Origin of the sequence: Jeotgalibacillus proteolyticus (assembly GCF_050107735.1) — a bacterium.
GTDB lineage: Bacteria > Bacillota > Bacilli > Bacillales > Jeotgalibacillaceae > Jeotgalibacillus > Jeotgalibacillus proteolyticus_A.
Window position 1 is genome coordinate 101,703 of the sequence record NZ_JBNILO010000004.1, and the last position, 18,874, is coordinate 120,576.

The 18,874-nt window shown below is 38.7% G+C and carries 16 protein-coding genes; 15 read left to right on the plus strand and 1 reads right to left on the minus strand.

The genetic code is table 11. The features are described from left to right. Nucleotides 1–10: 10 nt before the first annotated feature. The 14 genes from ACQCT8_RS08025 (at nucleotide 11) to ACQCT8_RS08090 (ending at nucleotide 15,782) form a co-directional block, all read left to right on the plus strand. A complete protein-coding gene (locus tag ACQCT8_RS08025) occupies nucleotides 11–1,054 on the plus strand; it encodes a glycosyltransferase family 2 protein (protein WP_426870041.1) in 1,044 nt (347 codons plus the stop codon). Further along, complete coding sequence (locus tag ACQCT8_RS08030; protein WP_426870042.1) at nucleotides 1,051–2,214, plus strand: polysaccharide pyruvyl transferase family protein; 1,164 nt, start codon at nucleotides 1,051–1,053, stop codon at nucleotides 2,212–2,214. Before ACQCT8_RS08025 ends, ACQCT8_RS08030 begins: the two co-directional genes overlap by 4 nt. A 3-nt stretch (nucleotides 2,215–2,217) precedes the next feature. Next, nucleotides 2,218–3,405: a glycosyltransferase gene (locus ACQCT8_RS08035; protein ID WP_426870043.1), complete on the plus strand. Its 1,188-nt coding sequence runs from the start codon at nucleotides 2,218–2,220 to the stop codon at nucleotides 3,403–3,405. Between the two features lie 12 nt (nucleotides 3,406–3,417). After that, a complete protein-coding gene (locus tag ACQCT8_RS08040; protein WP_426870044.1) occupies nucleotides 3,418–4,608 on the plus strand; it encodes a glycosyltransferase in 1,191 nt (396 codons plus the stop codon). Between the two features lie 16 nt (nucleotides 4,609–4,624). Beyond that, nucleotides 4,625–5,833 carry a glycoside hydrolase family 88 protein gene (locus tag ACQCT8_RS08045; RefSeq protein WP_426870045.1) on the plus strand — a complete coding sequence of 403 codons (1,209 nt, stop codon included), beginning with the start codon at nucleotides 4,625–4,627 and terminating at the stop codon, nucleotides 5,831–5,833. 22 nt (nucleotides 5,834–5,855) lie between these two features. Further along, nucleotides 5,856–7,625, plus strand: coding sequence for an ABC transporter ATP-binding protein (locus ACQCT8_RS08050; protein ID WP_426870309.1), 1,770 nt, complete (start codon nucleotides 5,856–5,858; stop codon nucleotides 7,623–7,625). Nucleotides 7,626–7,828: 203 nt separating this feature from the next. Beyond that, the gene (locus ACQCT8_RS08055; RefSeq protein WP_426870046.1) at nucleotides 7,829–9,772 is read left to right on the plus strand and encodes an asparagine synthase-related protein; all 1,944 of its coding nucleotides are present in this window, start codon (nucleotides 7,829–7,831) and stop codon (nucleotides 9,770–9,772) included. 14 nt (nucleotides 9,773–9,786) lie between these two features. Next, nucleotides 9,787–9,918 (plus strand): paeninodin family lasso peptide, encoded by a 132-nt coding sequence (locus ACQCT8_RS08060; RefSeq protein ID WP_426870047.1) that lies wholly within the window; start codon nucleotides 9,787–9,789, stop codon nucleotides 9,916–9,918. A 145-nt stretch (nucleotides 9,919–10,063) separates the two neighbouring features. Beyond that, a complete protein-coding gene (locus ACQCT8_RS08065; protein WP_426870048.1) occupies nucleotides 10,064–10,993 on the plus strand; it encodes an HPr kinase/phosphorylase in 930 nt (309 codons plus the stop codon). After that, nucleotides 10,990–11,289: a lasso peptide biosynthesis PqqD family chaperone gene (locus ACQCT8_RS08070; RefSeq protein WP_426870049.1), complete on the plus strand. Its 300-nt coding sequence runs from the start codon at nucleotides 10,990–10,992 to the stop codon at nucleotides 11,287–11,289. The genes ACQCT8_RS08065 and ACQCT8_RS08070 overlap by 4 nt, the downstream gene beginning before the upstream one ends. Before the next feature lie 86 nt (nucleotides 11,290–11,375). Then, nucleotides 11,376–11,807, plus strand: a complete 432-nt coding sequence (locus ACQCT8_RS08075; RefSeq protein WP_426870050.1) for a lasso peptide biosynthesis B2 protein — start codon at nucleotides 11,376–11,378, stop codon at nucleotides 11,805–11,807. Further along, entirely contained in the window at nucleotides 11,791–12,966 is a 1,176-nt protein-coding gene (locus ACQCT8_RS08080; RefSeq protein WP_426870051.1) for a nucleotidyltransferase domain-containing protein, read from the plus strand. Before ACQCT8_RS08075 ends, ACQCT8_RS08080 begins: the two co-directional genes overlap by 17 nt. Nucleotides 12,967–12,976: 10 nt before the next feature. Further along, a complete protein-coding gene (locus ACQCT8_RS08085; protein ID WP_426870052.1) occupies nucleotides 12,977–14,770 on the plus strand; it encodes an ABC transporter ATP-binding protein in 1,794 nt (597 codons plus the stop codon). A 25-nt stretch (nucleotides 14,771–14,795) separates the two neighbouring features. Then, a complete protein-coding gene (locus ACQCT8_RS08090; protein ID WP_426870053.1) occupies nucleotides 14,796–15,782 on the plus strand; it encodes a metallophosphoesterase in 987 nt (328 codons plus the stop codon). 29 nt (nucleotides 15,783–15,811) lie between these two features. Here ACQCT8_RS08090 and ACQCT8_RS08095 read toward each other — a convergent pair whose 3' ends face one another. Next, nucleotides 15,812–16,363, minus strand: a complete 552-nt coding sequence (locus ACQCT8_RS08095; RefSeq protein ID WP_426870054.1) for a biotin transporter BioY — start codon at nucleotides 16,361–16,363, stop codon at nucleotides 15,812–15,814. A gap of 190 nt (nucleotides 16,364–16,553) precedes the next feature. On the opposite strand from ACQCT8_RS08095, the gene ACQCT8_RS08100 reads away from it, so the two are divergent. After that, nucleotides 16,554–18,722: a malate synthase G gene (locus ACQCT8_RS08100; RefSeq protein WP_426870055.1), complete on the plus strand. Its 2,169-nt coding sequence runs from the start codon at nucleotides 16,554–16,556 to the stop codon at nucleotides 18,720–18,722. The last annotated feature ends 152 nt before the right edge of the window (nucleotides 18,723–18,874 follow it).

Genomic DNA, 18,874 nt, shown 5'->3' on the forward strand with positions numbered 1-18,874 from the left:
GGTGAATGAGATGGATATAAAAGTAAGTGTCATAGTACCTGTATACAATGCAGAAAAATTTTTGGAAGTCTGTATTAAGTCTTTAGTAAACCAGACACTTAAAGAATGTGAGTTTATATTTGTTAATGATGGTTCAACTGATGGAAGTGAAATGATTATAACAAGATATACAAAAAGTGACAAAAGAATAAAGTTGATTAATCAAAAGAACAGTGGTGTAAGTGCAGCAAGAAATGCAGGTATTGAGAAAGCAATGGGTAAATATATTGGGTTTGTTGATGCTGATGATTACGTTCAAAAAGACATGTTTGAACTATTTTATAACCATGGAGAAAAATATAAAGCGGATGTAATTTTTTCTGATTTTATCAGCGAACTTGAGGGCTGCAGATTGAAAACTGATTACCCTTTTACAAAAGGGAAAGTGTTAGATAAATCGTATATCGAAAAAATCGTCATTCCTTATATTATTGAAGAAGATAATTTTAACAGTGTATGTAACAAAATTTATAGAAACAGTATTATTAAAAAAAATGAACTTGCTTTTCCTACTGATATTTCTTTAGGGGAAGATGGATATTTTAATCTTCAATTCATGCACTTCATTGGTACCATGTTTTATCTTGAATATGCCGGATACTTCTATCGAGAAGTAAGTGGTAGTGCAACTAGAAACATACTGGTTCAGAATTATTTTGAGCGGGCTTTAAAAGTTTATAAAGGTCAGTTACCAGTAAATTTAAAATTAAATGAAAAGAAGCTAAATGAATTAAAATCAACCAAACTCATTAGAAACGTTTTTTCATATATTCATATTTATTTTAAACCAACAAAACAACTGTCCTTATACAATCGCTATTTGTTTGTTAAATCCATGATTAATCATTATGACGTACAGCATTCATTAGCTGTATATATACGACATAATTACCATCAGTCCAATCGTTACGAAAAATTCATCTTATTATTAATAAAATACAGGTTAATAACAGGGTTATATTGTATTACTGCTTATAGCAGATTTAGAAATAGACACGGGGGAGTAAATAAATGAAAATGTTGATGTTTGCTCACGATGGGAGCTCCAATAGAGGCTGTGAAGCTATAGTACGATCAACAACTACTATGATTAAAGATCGGATAGATGGAGCAGAAATTTATCTAGCCTCCGGTAAGCCAGAGACGGACAAAATTATAACTAAATTGGATAAGGTTTATGACGGTTCGTTAAGTCCTTTAAGAAAACACTCGTTTCATTGGTACGTTTCCTCTATAAAAGTGAAGTTGTTTAATGATGAATCATATGCATTGGGCAAGGTTCATCAAAATATTATCAAGCATATTAATAACATGGATATTTATTTATCCATAGGTGGTGACAATTATTGTTATGGGGAGCAACCAGGCTGGTACGAAATTGATAGAAGAGTAAAAGCACACGGTAAAAAGTTAGTTTTATGGGGCTGTTCTATTGGTGAAGAAGATTTATCAGAACAAAAGCTGCTTGATTTAAAACAATTTGATCTAATTCTAGCTAGAGAGTCCATTACTTATAATGTTTTAAAAAAACAAGGTTTATCTAGAGTAAGACTGACTGCTGACCCTGCTTTTACTATGGAAAAGAATGAGTTGGCTCTTCCTGGCGAATGGGTAGTTGGCAAAACAATGGGAATAAATTTCAGTCCACTTGTACTCAACAAAAATCGAAAATCTTTAGAAGCTATACGCGATTTAATTCGTCATATACTTAAAAACTCAGATTTAACAATTGCCTTAACTCCACATGTCATAATCGATGGCAATAATGACTATGAGATTCTGTCATTACTATTTGAAGAATTCAAGCACTCTCAAAGAGTGTTGCTACTACCAGATAATCTTACTGCTACACAATATAAGGGATACATTGCCCGTATGAGATTCTTTATTGGAGCTAGAACTCATGCCACCATAGCTGCTTACTCTTCGTTAGTACCTACTATGGTTTTGGGTTACAGCGTTAAGTCTAAGGGAATTGCAAAAGACCTTTTTGGAAGAGAGAGATTAGTTTTTGGAATAGATGAACTATCAGATGAAAAGAAACTAATTAGTGGATTTAAAGAAATGCTGGTTGAGGAAAAAGATATTCAAAGCTGTTTAAAAAGATCTGTTCCCATGATGAAAAAGCTGGCCTATGAAGCTGTAGATCATTTGAATGACGTCATGATGAGGTGAATTATGAAAAAAAATCTGTTATTCATTATTCCTAGTTTATCCGCTGGTGGAGGTGAAAAAAGCCTTATAAACCTACTTTCTCAGATTGACTACGATTTATATAACGTGGACATTTTTTTACTTAACCACAATGGGCTGTTTATGGAATTTATTCCTCCTCAAGTAAACGTTTTGCCTTTGCAAGATAATTACAATTTGTTTTCATTGCCGCTTTTAAAATCCATATACAAGTATTTAGGAGGTAAAAACTATAAGTTAGCTATAAACAGAATATTATATACAGTATGTATTCGTTTAAGTAAAAGCGGAGGAACCAACGAACAGTACGGTTGGAAATACCTTTCTAGATCTCTTACAGATTTGTCTAAGGTCTATGATGTATCAATTGGGTTTTTAGAAAAGACTTCCATTTACTTCTGTGTCGATAGAGTAATTGCGCATAAAAAAATTGGTTGGATTCACAATGACTACGATAAGTTAGGATCAAATGCAGCTTTTGATAAAAAATACTTTGATAAACTTCATGAAATATTAACTGTTTCAGAGGAATGTGCTACTGTGCTTAAAAAAAGATTTCCAGATGAAAGAAAAAAAATTAATGTGATCTACAATATTGTATCCCCAAGTGTAATAAATAAATTATCCAATCATACGAATGAGGTTTTCAAAAGAAGTCATGGTCAAAAAGTTATATTATCAATAGGTCGCCTACATCATCAAAAAGGTTTTGAGATGGCAATTGATGCATGTGAAGAATTGGTTAGAAGCGGAAATAATATTAAATGGTATGTAATAGGTGAAGGAGAAGAGCGTTCAAACTTAGAGAAATTAATTGCCCAAAAAAAATTGGAGAGTTATTTCATTTTGTTAGGATTAAAGGCTAATCCTTATCCATACATCAAGCAGTGTGATATTTATGTTCAAACTTCAAAATTTGAAGGGAAATCCATTGCACTTGATGAAGCGAAAATATTATGCAAACCGATAGTTATTACGAATTATTCTACTGCCAAGGATCAAATAAAAGACAACTTAAACGGACTGATTGTAGAAATGGATGCCTTTTCAATTGCAGCAGGAATTTATCAACTAATTCATAACCCAATACTAAAAGACAGCTTGATAAACAATTTGTCCGTGGAGAAATTGGGCACTGAAAAAGAAATTAATAAGCTTTATCAGCTTCTATAGGGAGTGGTAGTTTTGAAGAAAGATTTATTATTTGTTATGAATAATCTGAATTGTGGTGGAGCAGAAAAGGCCATAATTTCTTTGTTGGAGACAATTGACTATTCAAAATTTAACGTAGATTTATATTTATTTAAACATGAAGGCATATTTTTAGGTAAGCTACCAACTGAAGTCAATTTACTAAATGAGCCACTTGAGTACTCTATTTTCGATATGCCTATTAAAGAAGCACTATTACAGTGTGTAAAGATGAAAAGGCCTGCTGCTATGCTATATAGAATTTTATTTGGCGTCATTATAAGAACAGAGAAGAACAAAGCACGCAGTGAACAGAGAAGATGGAAATATATATCTAGCTCTATAGGAAGTATAACTAAAAAATATCATTCGGCTATTGGTTATTTAGAAAAAAACCCTATTTATTTTTGCATAGACAAAGTCGAAGCTGAAATTAAGATCGGTTTTATACACAATGATTATAACAAGCTTGGAATGGATCCAAAGCTTGATGAAAAATATTTAACTCAATTAAATAAAATTGTAACCGTCTCTCAAGAATGTGCCAACGTTCTAAATGATACGTTTCCTAGTATGCAAAAAAAGATTACTGTGATGCACAACATTGTGTCCCCAAGACTCATTAATCAGTTGTCTTTAGAAAGTAAACTATTAGAGGGAGAGGGGTTAAAAATTGTTACCATCGGAAGACTGTCTTATCAAAAAGGATATGACCTCGCATTAGAAGCATGTAAGATTTTAACTGACTATGGGTTAAATATAAAATGGTATGTTATCGGTGAAGGTGAAGACCGTAATAAACTGGAGGATCTAATTAAAAATTTTGGTCTTGAAGCTAACTTTAAACTGCTAGGACTGAAAGAAAATCCTTACCCTTATATCTACAATGCTGATATATATGTTCAATCTTCTAGGTTCGAGGGTAAATCTATCGCAATTGATGAAGCGAAAATATTATTGAAGCCAATTATAGTAACAAATTTCTCTACAGTGACTGATCAAATACAAGATGGGATCAATGGTCTTGTAGCTAGTATGGATGCAAAATCAATTGCTGAAAAAATCTTAAAAATGTATCAGGACGAAAAACTAAAAGAATTTTTGATCAGTAATTTAAAGAAAGAAGAATTAGGAACCGAACATGAAATTCTAAAACTTTACAGCATGATAAACGACGCAGTTTGAAGAGAGGTGGGATTAGATGTTGATCCAAATAGTGGCTCTCAGTATACTATTCATTGTTGCAGTAATTCTAATTATTGATCTACTGCCTATAATTAGTGACTGGCTGGGAAGAATTCATATTGGCAGGTACGATGATCTTAAATCATGGAACACTGCGATTACAAACAGAGGGATCAGGTGGCTCAATCATACACCGAAAGCAAAATTAACAGATAACACTCGGTTTGTCGCAATAGATATGATTAGGGGAAACTATTCAAAACGCACAATTCAATACTGGCAGGAGGCCAGCTTAATGCTTGGGCTGTTAGAATTAGTTAAATATTCCAGTGATACAAAAGCACAAGAACAAGTGAAACAGTATTTGAATAATCATTTCGATTCTAATGGTCAATGGTTGAAAAAGCCTACAGAAATAGACAGTGCGATACTTGCATATTCGATAATGAAAATAAACTTTGTTGAGAGTGATAAGTATAAACCGGCTTTTGATCACATATGGGAACTCATTAAACTTCATATTGGAAAAGATGGAACGGTAGGATATAGAAAAGCTATGAATGACTACAGATATGTAGACACGATTGGTTTTATATGTCCTTTTTTAATTGCTTATGGAATTAAATATGAAAAAAATGATTGTATTGAACTGGCGATTAGTCAGCTAATGATGTATGAGAAACACGGTATGCATAAAGAGTATTTTATCCCCTGCCATGCTTATAAAATAAACCAAGAAATTCCTTTGGGGTTATACGGGTGGGGTAGAGGGCTTGGTTGGTTTGCAATAGGGTTAATTGACTCTTGGAATGAGTTGCCTTTTAGTAATCCACATAAAATGACTCTTACACAACTTGTCGAGAAATACGCAAAGACTATTATTGATTTTCAAAACGAGAATGGGAGCTGGAATTGGACAGTGACACGTCCGGAAACACGGTCAGATTCTTCTGCCACTGCTACATTGGCTTGGTTCTTAATTAATGCAGCTTCAGTTACAGAACTAGAAGACGTTTGTTTAGAGCGGGGTAAAAAAGCTTTGAATTTTCTAAAGAGTGTAACTAGAAGAAATGGAGACATCGATTTTTCGCAGGGAGATACAAAAGACATTGGAGTGTATTCTGTGCTATTTGCTAAACTTCCCTTTACTCAAGGTTTTGCGATAAGGTCCACTCAACGTTATAAGCATTACAGTCGGCAGAACAAATTAAAAGAAATTGGTTAAGGGGATGAGTCATTTGAAAGAAATGTTTTCAAAACTGTTAGTTCTCTTTACAAGTAAAGAAAAGAAGAAATTCCTTATTTTGTTTGTAATGATGATCTTTGCCGCCTTATTAGAGACCATTGGAATAGGACTGATAATACCTTTAGTTACGATCATCACCAATCCGGAAAGCGTCCAGGATCAAGTCATATTGAGGTCAATTTATGATGCCCTTAATTTCAAATCATTTAATACGTTTGTCATCTTTTCAGTCCTTTTTTTACTTTCAGTATTTCTAATCAAAAATGTGTATCTATTAATTTTCCAATATGCGCAAGCTCGAGTAATATTAAATCAGCAGGTTAAATTATCAAGTCAACTCTTCAGGTCTTATTTGAAACAACCTTACACATTTCATATGCAGCGTAATTCAGCCGATTTGTTAAGAAATGTAAACGCGGAAGTACCCAAATTATTTCAAGGAATTATTATGTCGGGGTTTCAGCTATTTACTGAGGTATTGATAATACTATGTATATTAGGACTATTAGTTTGGACAGCTCCAATGGCGACTTTGTCAGCTTCAATTCTCCTCGGTATTAGCGTGTATGTTTTTTTTGCAATATTGAAAGGTAAACTTGGTAACCTAGGAACAGAACACCAAAGAATTGGCGGGGCAATGATAAAATCTGTTAACCAGGGACTTGGAGCAAGTAAAGAAGTAAAAGTATCAGGTAAAGAAGAATTCTTCATAAAAAGTTATACTGAAAACGGTAAAATCAATTCTGGTATAATAAGATACTTAAAATTATTGGAACATGTTCCCAGGCTATTTATTGAGACTTTGTTAGTTGCAATTGTTCTATTGGCTATGTTAATTTTCGTTCTTCAAGGACAAGATACATCAGAATTTATTACTACTATGGCTCTGTTCTCAATGGCTGCTTTCAGGCTGATGCCCTCCATAACAAGAGTTGTTGCAATGTTAGCAACTATTCGTTACAGTCAGCCTGCTCTAGATATCGTTCACGACGATTTAGTTAGTACCAAAGAGTATGTTAAACAAAACAAGGAAAAAGACAAAAACAGTAAGTTAAATGCTTCGAATAATAAAAACTATGAAAATGCCATTGAACTTAGTGGAATTTCCTTTAGATATCCAAATCAGGAAAGTTTGGCAATTAATAATGTAAGCTTAACAATTCCCATCGGACAGTCCGTTGCTTTTGTAGGAACTTCAGGAGCCGGAAAGACAACATTAGTCGATATTATTTTGGGGATATTAGAACCCCAAAGTGGATCTTTATTAATTGATGGCAAGAAAATAGCAGAAGATTTGCCTTTATGGCAAAGTCGCATTGGTTATATTCCTCAATCAATTTTTCTATCCGATGACACGATTAGAAGTAACATTGCTTTCGGAGTTGAAGCTGAAGATATTGATGATACTAGAGTATGGAAAGCATTAGAACAAGCGCAGTTAAAGGGTTTTGCTACTTCTTTACCGGAAAATATATATACATCTGTAGGAGAGAGAGGGATTAAACTTTCAGGAGGTCAAAGGCAGAGACTCGGGATAGCCCGAGCACTATACCATAATCCCGAAATACTCTTCATGGATGAGGCAACGTCGGCTTTAGATACTGAGACCGAGAAAGATATAATGAATGCAATAGATAGTTTAAAAGGTGAGAAAACGTTAATAATAATTGCTCATAGACTAAGTACAATCGAAAATTGTGACATAGTATTCAAAATTGAGAATGGTTGTCTGGTAAACACAGATAAAAGTGACTGCAAGTTAGTAATTTAGTAATTTGTTAAAATATTTTTTCTAGTGTTCAGAGCATTATTGAAAAGTAATCTTGACATTTATTACAATACACGTGTAAAATCAAAGTGTGAAGTTCTTTATAAAGAACGATATTGGTTAGCAATATCATTCTACTAATGAAGTCTATTTTTTTAATCGCATCGTTCTTTAAAAAGAACGATATGGTCTGGAGGAGTTCTATTATGAGCGCGTTTGCTGGAGTAATTAATTTTGACAGGCACGAGCCGGTCAACCCTGAGTATGGGAAAGCGATGATGGCGGCTACGGCTCATTTTCCTTCTGACGATCGGCAAGTAATTATTAAAGATAATGTTTTCATGGGATGCCATACGCAGTGGATTACTCCTGAGTCAATTGGAGAAAAGCAGCCTTATTATGATTATGACTTGCAGTTGACCATTACAGCAGATGCTATTTTGGATAATCGTAAGGAGCTTTTTGACAGTCTTGGAGTTAAGAAATATGACCGGAAGGAATTGCCTGACAGCGAGCTCATCCTCCTCGCGTATGACAAATGGGGGAATGATTGTCCGAAGCATCTGATAGGAGACTTCGCTTTCATGATATGGGATGAAAAGGAGCAAAAGCTTTTCGGTGCAAGAGATTTATCCGGTTATCGAACTCTGTATTATATGAAAAATCCCTCATATATAGTATTTTCTACACTCATTAAACCTATGTTCTTGCTTCCTTTCATTGAAAAAAAATTAAATGAATACTGGCTGGCCGAATACCTGACGATAACGGGAATGATTGATTCACTGGACGCGATCGACACTCCTTATCAATCGATTAAGCAAGTGCCCCCTTCGCATTCAATAGAAGTTAAGAATGGTGCAGTGTCCATTCAACGATATGGCAGTCTGTATAGCACCGAAAAATTGAATTTAAAATCAGATGGAGAATATATTGAAGCCTTTACCGAAGTGTTTACTAGAGCTGTCAATGATCGTCTAAGAACTCACCGTAACGTCGGTTCACAGCTTAGCGGAGGACTTGATTCCGGATCGGTTGCGAGTATAGCTGCAAAAAACTTACGGCATTCCAATAAAGAGCTTTATACATTCAGCTACATTCCTCCAAAAGATTTTGAGGACTATACGAAAGGACATTTGCAGCCGAATGAAAGTCCTTCCATCAATTCTACTTTGTCCTTCATTAGAGGGAAGAAACATCATTTTCTAGACTTCGAAGGTAAGGATTCTTTTTCCATAATTGATGAGATGTTGGAAGATATGGAACTGCCGTATAAGTTCTTTGAAAACTCCTTTTGGCTTCATGGAATGTTTGAGGAAGCATCAAAGCACGATATTGGGATTTTGTTAAATGGTGACCAGGGCAATTTCACCATTTCTTGGGGTTCAGCGCTCGATTTTTATGGGCAGCTTTTACGAACGCTGCAATGGCCCCGCCTTTATAAGGAACTTAACCAATACAGTACCATTATGCAGGGAAGTAGATTAAGTCTATTGCCCTTGATTTCGAGGCTTGCTTATCCAAAAATGAATTTTTACCTGGAAACACGTAATAATCCGGTGAATCATTCAGTCATCAGTAAAGAATTTGCAGAACGAACGCATATTCAGGAGAAGCTGAAAATGCATCAGTTTGCAAGAACAGGCTGGTTGCCGCCGGGAACACCGGCTCAATCAAGAAAAAAATTACTCAACGACCTTTATCCATGGAATTGTGGAAATACTCTCTCTACCAAGCTGTCTATAAAGCATGGACTTTGGAAAAGAGATCCAACGAATGACATTCGTGTTGTTCGGTTCTGTTTATCCGTTCCTGATGATCAATTCGTTCAAAAAGGGATGGACCGGGCACTCATTAGAAGATCAATGAAAGGACATCTGCCAGATGACATAAGGCTGAATCAGCGTGTCAGAGGTGCGCAGGGACTTGACTGGGTTCATCGTGCTGCTCCTCATTGGAAGGGTATTATGGAAGAATCGGAAAAGATGCTTAACGATCAATTCTATACACGATATATAAATCCACGTGCATTACATCAAGCCTTTAAAACACTTCAGCAAGGCCCTGATGTAAAAGCAGGACTCGATCCAAACTATCGTATAATTATGCGTAATCTGATTCTCTACCGCTTTCTTAAAACATTAAATTGAAAGGGGGTGAAACGATGAAAAAGGAATGGAAAAAACCCGAAATTGAATTACTGACAGTCCAAATGACGATGCTTGGATCAGAAGGAGATCATACGGACGCAACATTTGATCAAGGCACACCTCGTGGTGATGTAGGTTTCAGCTAATAACGTTCTGGTAATTTATTTGAGCTTATATTTTATATACATAGCCTCTGTAGGAAATCGTACAGGGGCCTTGTATTACGGGGGAACTAGTTCTTTGTTCCTTATAAGACCGTAATTTTATTCTTTGCATACTGGAGGACACATTATGGAAGAGTGTACCGCTGCTTATCGTTATCAAGCGTTTGGGTTGTCTATTTCAAGTGAGGTGGAGATCCAGGAACTGCCTGCTGCAACGATGCTTCACACAGATGTATATATTGCCAGAAAGTCACTCAGGTCTCGTTGGGAGAACCGTCCCGCCGATCAAAAATATTTCTATATTAAAGAAGATTTTGTCATGTTTGAAATTGAAGATACAGCCATTTTTCTGATTGAAAATGGATCCCATATTTATGTAGATGCTTTTCATGACTCCAAGCATGATCAAGTATGTCTCTATCTTCTCGGAACATGTATGGGATCGATTTTAATGCAGCGTAAAATCCTGCCTCTTCATGGCAGTGCAGTGGCGATCGATGGGAAGGTTTATGCGATTGTTGGAGATTCAGGAGCTGGGAAGTCAACACTTGCTGCGGCTTTTCTTCGCAGAGGGTATAAGCTGTTAAGTGACGATGTGATTCCTGTCACCGTAACCGAACAAGGAATTCCACTGGTAACGCCTGCCTATCCGCAGCAAAAGCTATGGATTGAAAGTCTGGACCAATTTGGAATGGATTCAGCTCATCTGCGCCCCATTATTCAGCGGGAAACGAAATTCGCTGTTCCTGTGACTGATCAGTTTTTAAATGAAAGATTGCCTCTGGCAGGTGTAATTGAGCTGGTAAAAACGGACGAAGACATCATTACTCTTCAACCTATTCATAAACTTCACCGTTTCCAGCTAATATTCGCCCACACGTATCGTAAATCTTTTATCGAACGGCTTGGGCTCGTGGAATGGCATTTTACTCTTTCGGCAAGAATGCTCAATCAGCTATCCCTTTATCAGCTTAAAAGACCTGTTCAGTCGTTTACAGCGAATGAATTGGCAGATTTAATCCTATCCACTATTCAAAAGGAGTCGGTTCACGTATGAACGATACACAAGCGTTGAGTAAAGAACAGATTGTTGCGCAGCAGCCTGGAAATGTAGTCAGCAATATGGATGGAGAAATCGTCATGCTGAGTATTGAAAATGGGAAATATTATAATTTGGGTGACATTGGCGGAGTGATCTGGGAAAAAATCGAACAGCCTGTGGTTATAGCCTCTCTCATTGAGGAGCTGATTCAGGAGTATGAGGTGGATGCTTTGGAATGTGATCAGCAGGTCATGAGCTTTCTGGATCAGTTAGGGAAAGAAAATCTAGTTGTCATTACCAATGCGAAATGAATACGTGGACGCAAGAATTTAAAAAGGGAGGAAGTCTTAGGAACAAAGTTAAGGCTTTTTTCTCGTTAAATAAAGAAATCAAAGGAATGCTTCTCGAAACGTATGTTCATTTGGCTAAAGCCAGAATTGCTAAAACAAAGCCATTTTCTGAGATTGCCCCTTCACTTGGTGACCATATGGAAGAAACGTCTTTTGAGCCTGAACCAGCTAACAAACGGGTGCTGGCAAGTGTTTCACAGTCTGTTAATTTAATGAGCAAGTATACTTTTTGGGAAAGTCAGTGTCTGGTAAAGGCGATCGCTGCAATGAGAATGCTTGAAAAGCGGAAGATTGAAAGCACGCTGTATTTGGGCACAGGGAGAGATGAGCACGGTAAGCTCGCTGCGCACGCATGGCTTAGAAGCGGCCCCTATTATATAACAGGCTCTGAAGGAATGGAGAAATACACAGTCGTCGGGAAGTTTGCCAAACGGATTCCTGAAAAGATGGGGAGAATAAATAATGAAACGGACATTTAAACTCAACCAGTCGAGTCTATCAAATGAAGTTCTCTTTTTGCTTGATTTAATCAAACAAGAACCTGGATCTATTCAAATCAATAAAGATTTAGTTGAGAAAATAGATTGGAATCTATTTATAACCCAGGCCTTCCACCACCGCGTGTACCCAGCTCTACTATCAAGAATTAGTCAGTCAAACGAGATTCCTGAACATGTAAAGACTGTGCTCAATTCTGAGTTTAAGCGAAATACCCTGAAGATGCTGTATTTGAGCGCTGAAATGGAAAAGATTCATCAGCTGTTTTCCAAAAAATCCATTTCCACTCTTTGTCTGAAGGGACCTGTGCTGGCTCACCAGCTCTACGGTGATCTGTCTTTGCGCACCTCTAATGATCTTGATATTCTCATTCCCATGAAGGATATTGAAAAAGCAGAGGAATTGCTGTTATATGAGGGATATCAAAAAGACGACTATATTCATTCCGTCCTGAATGACTGGAGATGGCGCCACCACCATATCACCTATTCTCACCCTGTCAAAAAAACAAAAGTTGAAGTTCACTGGCGACTTAGTCCCGGTCCAGGTAAAGAGCCGGGTTTCCATGAGCTTTGGAGCCGCAGAGTCAAGTCAGAACTGCCTCATTCATCTGTTTATATGCTAGGGAACGAAGACCTCTTTTTGTTTCTTGCGTCACACGGGGCACGTCACGGCTGGTCCAGACTGCGCTGGTTGATGGACATAAAACAGCTAATGAAACAGGAACTGGACTGGCAGCTTCTTTCGAGCGTGTTAAAGAAGAATTATATAGAACATGTAGCAGGACAAAGCATCGTATTGGCCCAGCAGCTGTTACAGGCTGAATGTACATCTGCTGCTGCACGCCTGGCTTCAACTCAGCGGTCTCAGAAGCTTGCTCAGGATGCGATGTTTTATTTGGAATCCATGATTAATCTGCATACAGATCCAGTTCCGGAAAACGTATCCACCTATCATCAAAAGCATTTATTTACGCTCATGTCTCCTCATCAAAAAAGCTTGTATTTTTTAAGTACGCTGCACCCGTACGCAGAGGATGCTAAAACACTCCCACTGCCGAAGCAGCTTCATTTTCTTTATTTTCCTCTTCGTCCGCTGTTAGTCATATGGAGAAAAAGAGGTAAACACGCAATGCCTTAGGAGGATTTACATGAAGGATATTCTCTTTTTTTTAAAGCAGATCCATTCATATTCAGGAAACGTGCTTTATATAAACCTTGCAGCGATGATTGTCATTGGATTGCTGGAGGGAGCGGCAATTTTACTGCTTATTCCAATGATTTCGCTAAGCGGCATAATTGATATCAATACAGAAGGCATCCCATTAATCGGCCTATTTTCTTTTTTACGCGACATTCCTCCATCCATCGGACTTCCTCTGGTGCTTGGTGTTTTTGTTCTGCTGGCTGCAGGGCAGAATTTAATGCACCGGACGGTTACAATTCGCAATGCAACGATTCAGCACGGATTTTTACGTCATTTACGCATGGAAACGTACCGGAATCTTCTCTTCTCAAACTGGAGCTTTTTTATCCAAAAAAGAAAATCGGACATTATCAATATTCTTACGACAGAAATCTCAAAAGCGAATGGCGGAACACACTCTGTGCTCCAGTTTATGTCTTCTATCATTACAACCGCCATTCAAGTTGGACTGGCTTTTCTCCTTGCCCCATCTATCACGGTTTTTGTCATGCTTTGCGGACTTGTTCTCATTTATTTTAATCGCCGATTTTTAAAACGGTCACTTGCTCTTGGGAAAAGAAATTTTCTATTAACCAAGGAATATATTGGCGGAATTACAGATCAGATGAATGGAATTAAAGATATTAAAAGCAACACACTCGAACATTCCCGGATGGATTGGTACACAGGAATTACAAAAGGAATGCAAAATGAACAGATTGAATACTTGAAACTGAAAACAACCTCGCAGCTGTATTATAAAATGGCATCAGCCGTTTTAATTGCCATTTTTGTTTATGTGTCAATCCAATTATTTAACGCTCAGGCAGCTCAATTGGGGCTAATTGTAATTATCTTTTCACGGCTATGGCCACGTGTTGCCGGAATTCAGGCTTCGCTTGAGCAAATTGCTACCGTCCTTCCTTCCTTTAAAGCTGTGAAAGCGCTGCAGCATGAATGCAAGAGTGCGCAGGAATTTGCCTTGCACCAGCACAATGCAGAGCCGATTTCATTTGCTCATCAAATTGAATGCCGCAATGTGTTTTTCAGGTATAACCAGCAAGAGCCGAAAAACACATTAGAAAATATAAATCTTGTTCTGCCTTCCTTTAAGATGACCGCCTTTGTCGGGAGATCGGGGGCAGGAAAGAGTACACTGATAGATTTAATTATGGGACTAAACAAACCGGAATCGGGTCAGCTGCTGATTGATGGAGTGGAGTTAACAAAGGATAATCTCCTATCCCTAAGACAAGCCATCTCATATGTTCCGCAGGATCCATTTTTGTTTAATACAACGATCAGAGAAAATTTGCTTCTTGTAAAACCTGAGGCTTCAGATGAAGATCTTTGGGAAGCCCTGTCCTTTGCCTGTGCCGAACAGTTTGTTAAAAAATTGCCTAATGAGTTAGATACTTTGATTGGCGACAGAGGGATTAAGCTTTCAGGGGGAGAAAGACAGCGTCTAGTTATTGCGAGAGCGATTTTGCGAAAGCCATCTATTTTAGTTCTCGATGAAGCCACCAGTGCACTGGACAGCGAAAGTGAAGCCCGTATTCAGGAAGCACTTGAACGGTTAAAAGGGAAAATGACGATTTTAGTCATTGCCCATCGTCTGTCTACCATTCGAAATTCTGATCAGGTCGTCGTGCTTGAAGACGGAAAAGTGATCCAGCAGGGGGGCTTCAACCAGCTTTCTCAGGAAAAAAGCAAAGTGTTCAGCCATCTGCTGAAAAGACAAATGGAAGTGGCTCCTTAAAAACGAATTAAAAGAGGCAGGATACGTGAAAAAAAAGACTGGCTGTATCTCATTCTTTATTTTATTTATTGTTGGACTTGCAGGGTTCATCTATTGGGACAATAACCGGATTACTGTTGTAGAGCAAAGGGTGCAAGTGCCGGAGCTTTCAAGTGAATTTAATCAATTTCGTATTCTTCAGGTCAGTGACCTTCATGAAAAAACGTTCGGAAAAAATCAATCAAGACTGATTAAAAAAATCAATGCTATTGAGTATGATGCTATCCTGTTTACTGGAGATATGATGGATGACCCGGAGGAAACAAATTGGACTGCTTTTTTTGAGCTGCTGGAAGGAATTCAGAATAAAGAGCACGCTTTCTATGTGCCGGGCAATACAGATCCGGAAAGCTACATTCTTAATGACGGCGGCAGGATTGAAAAAAGCCTCTTTATAAACGAAATGGAAAAACGGGGAGTCCTGCTCCTTGAATCTCTAAACTCAATCGAAAGAGGGCAGGAGAGCCTGCATTTTGTCCAGTTTGATACAGCGGTCATGAAACCGGATGAAGACTTTAAGCCGTTGAACGGAAGAGTCACAAGAACCATTGTAAGTGAGCCCGCTTATGTGAACTATCAAAATGAGCAGATAAAACGGTTTGCTGGATTAGAAGATAAGGAAGCCATTATTGCGTTAAGTCATTACCCGATCGTTGATGTACAAATCGAATATTTGAAAGACCAAAAGCACTTCAGGGATTTCAGCTTGATACTCGCCGGTCATTATCACGGCGGACAAATTCGTCTTCCTTTTTTAGGTGCTTTGTTCGTACCTGAAGCCTGGTATGACGATGGTGGGATTTTGCCTCCATCAGATAGAGTAAGCGGACTGTGGGAGTATGAGGGGATTAAGCAATATGTGAGTACAGGCCTTGGCAGCAGTGATGCGTTATCTTTTTTAAACTTCAGGCTGTTTAATCCTCCACAACTAAATCTCCTCACTTTACATTCAAAAGAGAGCGGTGACCATTGAGTCGCCGCTCTTTTTTGGGTTGGGAAAATTTATATTGCCGGCTGCAGCAGCTTAGCCTGCATAAGTCTTTGGCGTACGGTGATGCCAATCCATGCAGCTAAAAGAGCTTTAATAACACCCACTGCCAGGAATGGGTACACACCTGCTGCTAAAGCAGCCGTCCAGTTCATGTCAAATAAGATCTTGAGCCATATGGTTCCACACGCAAGGGTCACCACCATGCCTGCTAAATTTGCCACAATTGCCATCTTCAGTGTGAAAGAAGTTTTTTCTAAAATGAGTCCTGTTGCATAAGCCGCCGCAATAAATCCGACAATATAGCCCGCCGTCGGCCCCACCATAACGTGAGCACCTCCACTGAAACCTGCAAATACCGGCAGTCCTGCCATTCCAATCAGCATGTATACCACCATTGTAATGGCGCCATAGCGGCTGCCTAATATGGTGGCAGCAAGTCCTACTGCCAGCGTCTGACCGCTGATAGGGATTAGCGGCAGTGGAATTTCAACCTGCGCTAAAATAGCTGTTATGGCCGCAAAAATTCCGCAATTGATCAGCATCCTCAATCGATAATTCTCCATATGATCCCCCTTTTTTGTAAACCTATTATAATATTAAGTTAACACAAATTCTTTTCACTCACTATCCTTAAATTTAAATTTTTTACGAGAATGAAGAACTATTTTTAAAAAAATATTTCCATTCACCATTAAGTTGTTATACAATACATTATATTAAATATAACTGTTATATAACAAAAGGAGGAAGAAGATGATTCAAATGGATAAGTTGAAAATTGACCCTTTATTTTATTCGTTTATTGAAAAGGAAGCGCTGCCGGGATCAGAGGTGGACAGTCAGGCATTCTGGCATGGGTTCAGCAAAATTATTCATGATTTATCGCCGGAAAATAGAAGACTGCTTGAAGAAAGAACGAAAATGCAGGAGCAGATTAATGAGTGGCACCGTCGGCTGGACTGGAAGGAAAAAAGGGAGGAGTATGAAGCATTTTTAAAGGAAATCGGCTACATTGAAATCGAAAAAGAGCCGTTCTCGATTACAACCGAGCAAGTTGATCGTGAAATCGCTTCACAAGCAGGTCCGCAGCTTGTCGTGCCGGTTAACAATGCCCGCTATGCCATCAATGCTGCAAATGCACGATGGGGCAGTTTATACGATGCGCTGTATGGAACAAATGTGATTGATGAAGCTGAGGGGGCTGAAAAGGGAACCGCCTATAACCCAGTCAGAGGCCGGAAAGTCGTGGAGTATGCCAAAACCTTCCTTGATCAAATTGCCCCATTGCAAAGCGGTTCGCACAAAGAGGTGACACAGTATTTCATAAAGGACGGTAAACTGCATGCCAGCGTAAAAGAAGAAACGACACATCTTAAAGATGAACTGCAATTTGCAGGCTGGCAGGGGGAAAAGGAAAATCCGTCCGCCGTTTTACTGCTGAATCATGATCTTTACATCGACATTCAATTGGACAGAGCCCACCCTGTGGGAAAAACGGATCCAGCAGGTGTAAAGGATATTGTAATGGAGGCAGCGATTACGACTATTATGGATTGCGAGGATTCCGTTGCGGCTGTTGACGCAGAGGATAAGGTGCTGGTGTATCGGAATTGGCTCGGGCTAATGAAGGGAACTCTTTCTTCTGTGTTTCAAAAAGGAGAAAATGAGGTCACGAGAAACCTGAATGAGGACCGAAGCTACCTCTCGCCAATGGGCAGTGAGCTGATTCTGCCTGGGCGTTCGCTGCTGCTTGTGCGGAATGTAGGACATTTAATGACGTCGTCTATGGTGCTTGATCAAGAAGGCAGAGAGGTCCCTGAAGGCATCATCGATACAGTGGTCACAAGTTTACTGGCAAAACATGATCTGCTTCGTAAAGGAAGAATGAAAAACTCAGCTGCCGGCTCTGTTTATATTGTAAAGCCGAAAATGCACGGCTCAAAGGAGGCTGCCTTTGCCAATAAATGCTTTAATCAGGTTGAAGACCTTCTTGGACTTAAACGATACACCGTAAAAATAGGGGTCATGGATGAAGAAAGACGTACTTCTCTCAATCTTGCAAACTGTATTTTTGAAGTGAAGGAAAGAATTGTATTTATAAATACAGGATTTTTAGATCGTACTGGAGATGAAATCCATACCTCGATGCTTGCAGGAGCAATGGTGCGAAAAAATGAGATGAAAAGCACTGACTGGCTTCAGGGGTATGAAAAATCAAATGTGGATACGGGACTCAACTGTGCCTTGCCTGGGCGTGCTCAAATCGGAAAGGGAATGTGGGCGATGCCGGATCAAATGAAGGAAATGATGGAGCAAAAGCACACGCATCTTGAAGCAGGCGGCAATACGGCGTGGGTTCCATCGCCAACCGCTGCCACTTTACATGCGCTTCACTACCACCAACTGCACGTTAAAGACATCCAAAAAGATCTTTTGCAGCAGACGAAAGACAGAAAGCAGGAAATCTTGACGCTGCCTCTTTTAAAAGGAAGCTGCATAGCAGAAGATATTCAGCAGGAGCTCGATAATAATGTCCAGGGGTTACTCGGATATGTGGTGAGATGGGTGGAGCATGGAACAGGCTGCTCAAAGGTACCGGATATTCATCATATCGGCTTAATGGAGGACAGGGCAACACTGCGGATCTCAAGTCAGCATCTTGCCAACTGGCTGGAGCATGGTTTGTGTTCAAAAGAACAAATGATGGAGACGTTAAAGCGGATGGCTGAAGTGGTGGATCATCAAAATGCCAGCGATCCGCAGTATCTTCCCATGGCACAAAATTTCGAGCGATCCATCGCCTTTCAAGCAGCGTGTGAACTGATTTTTGAAGGGAAAAATCAGCCTTCAGGATACACAGAGCCTATTTTACACCGCCGCCGTAAAGAGTTTAAAGCACGCGTCTATGCAGCAAGATCATGATCAAGTTTGTATTCTATAACAGGATCAGAAAATTTAATTGTGGGAAATCTCCCTTGATATAAAGCGATTTTGCTGTCCCAATAAAAAAATTTATATGCAACTGTTATAAAACAGTTGCATATAAATAAATACTGTTATATATTAGTTTCACA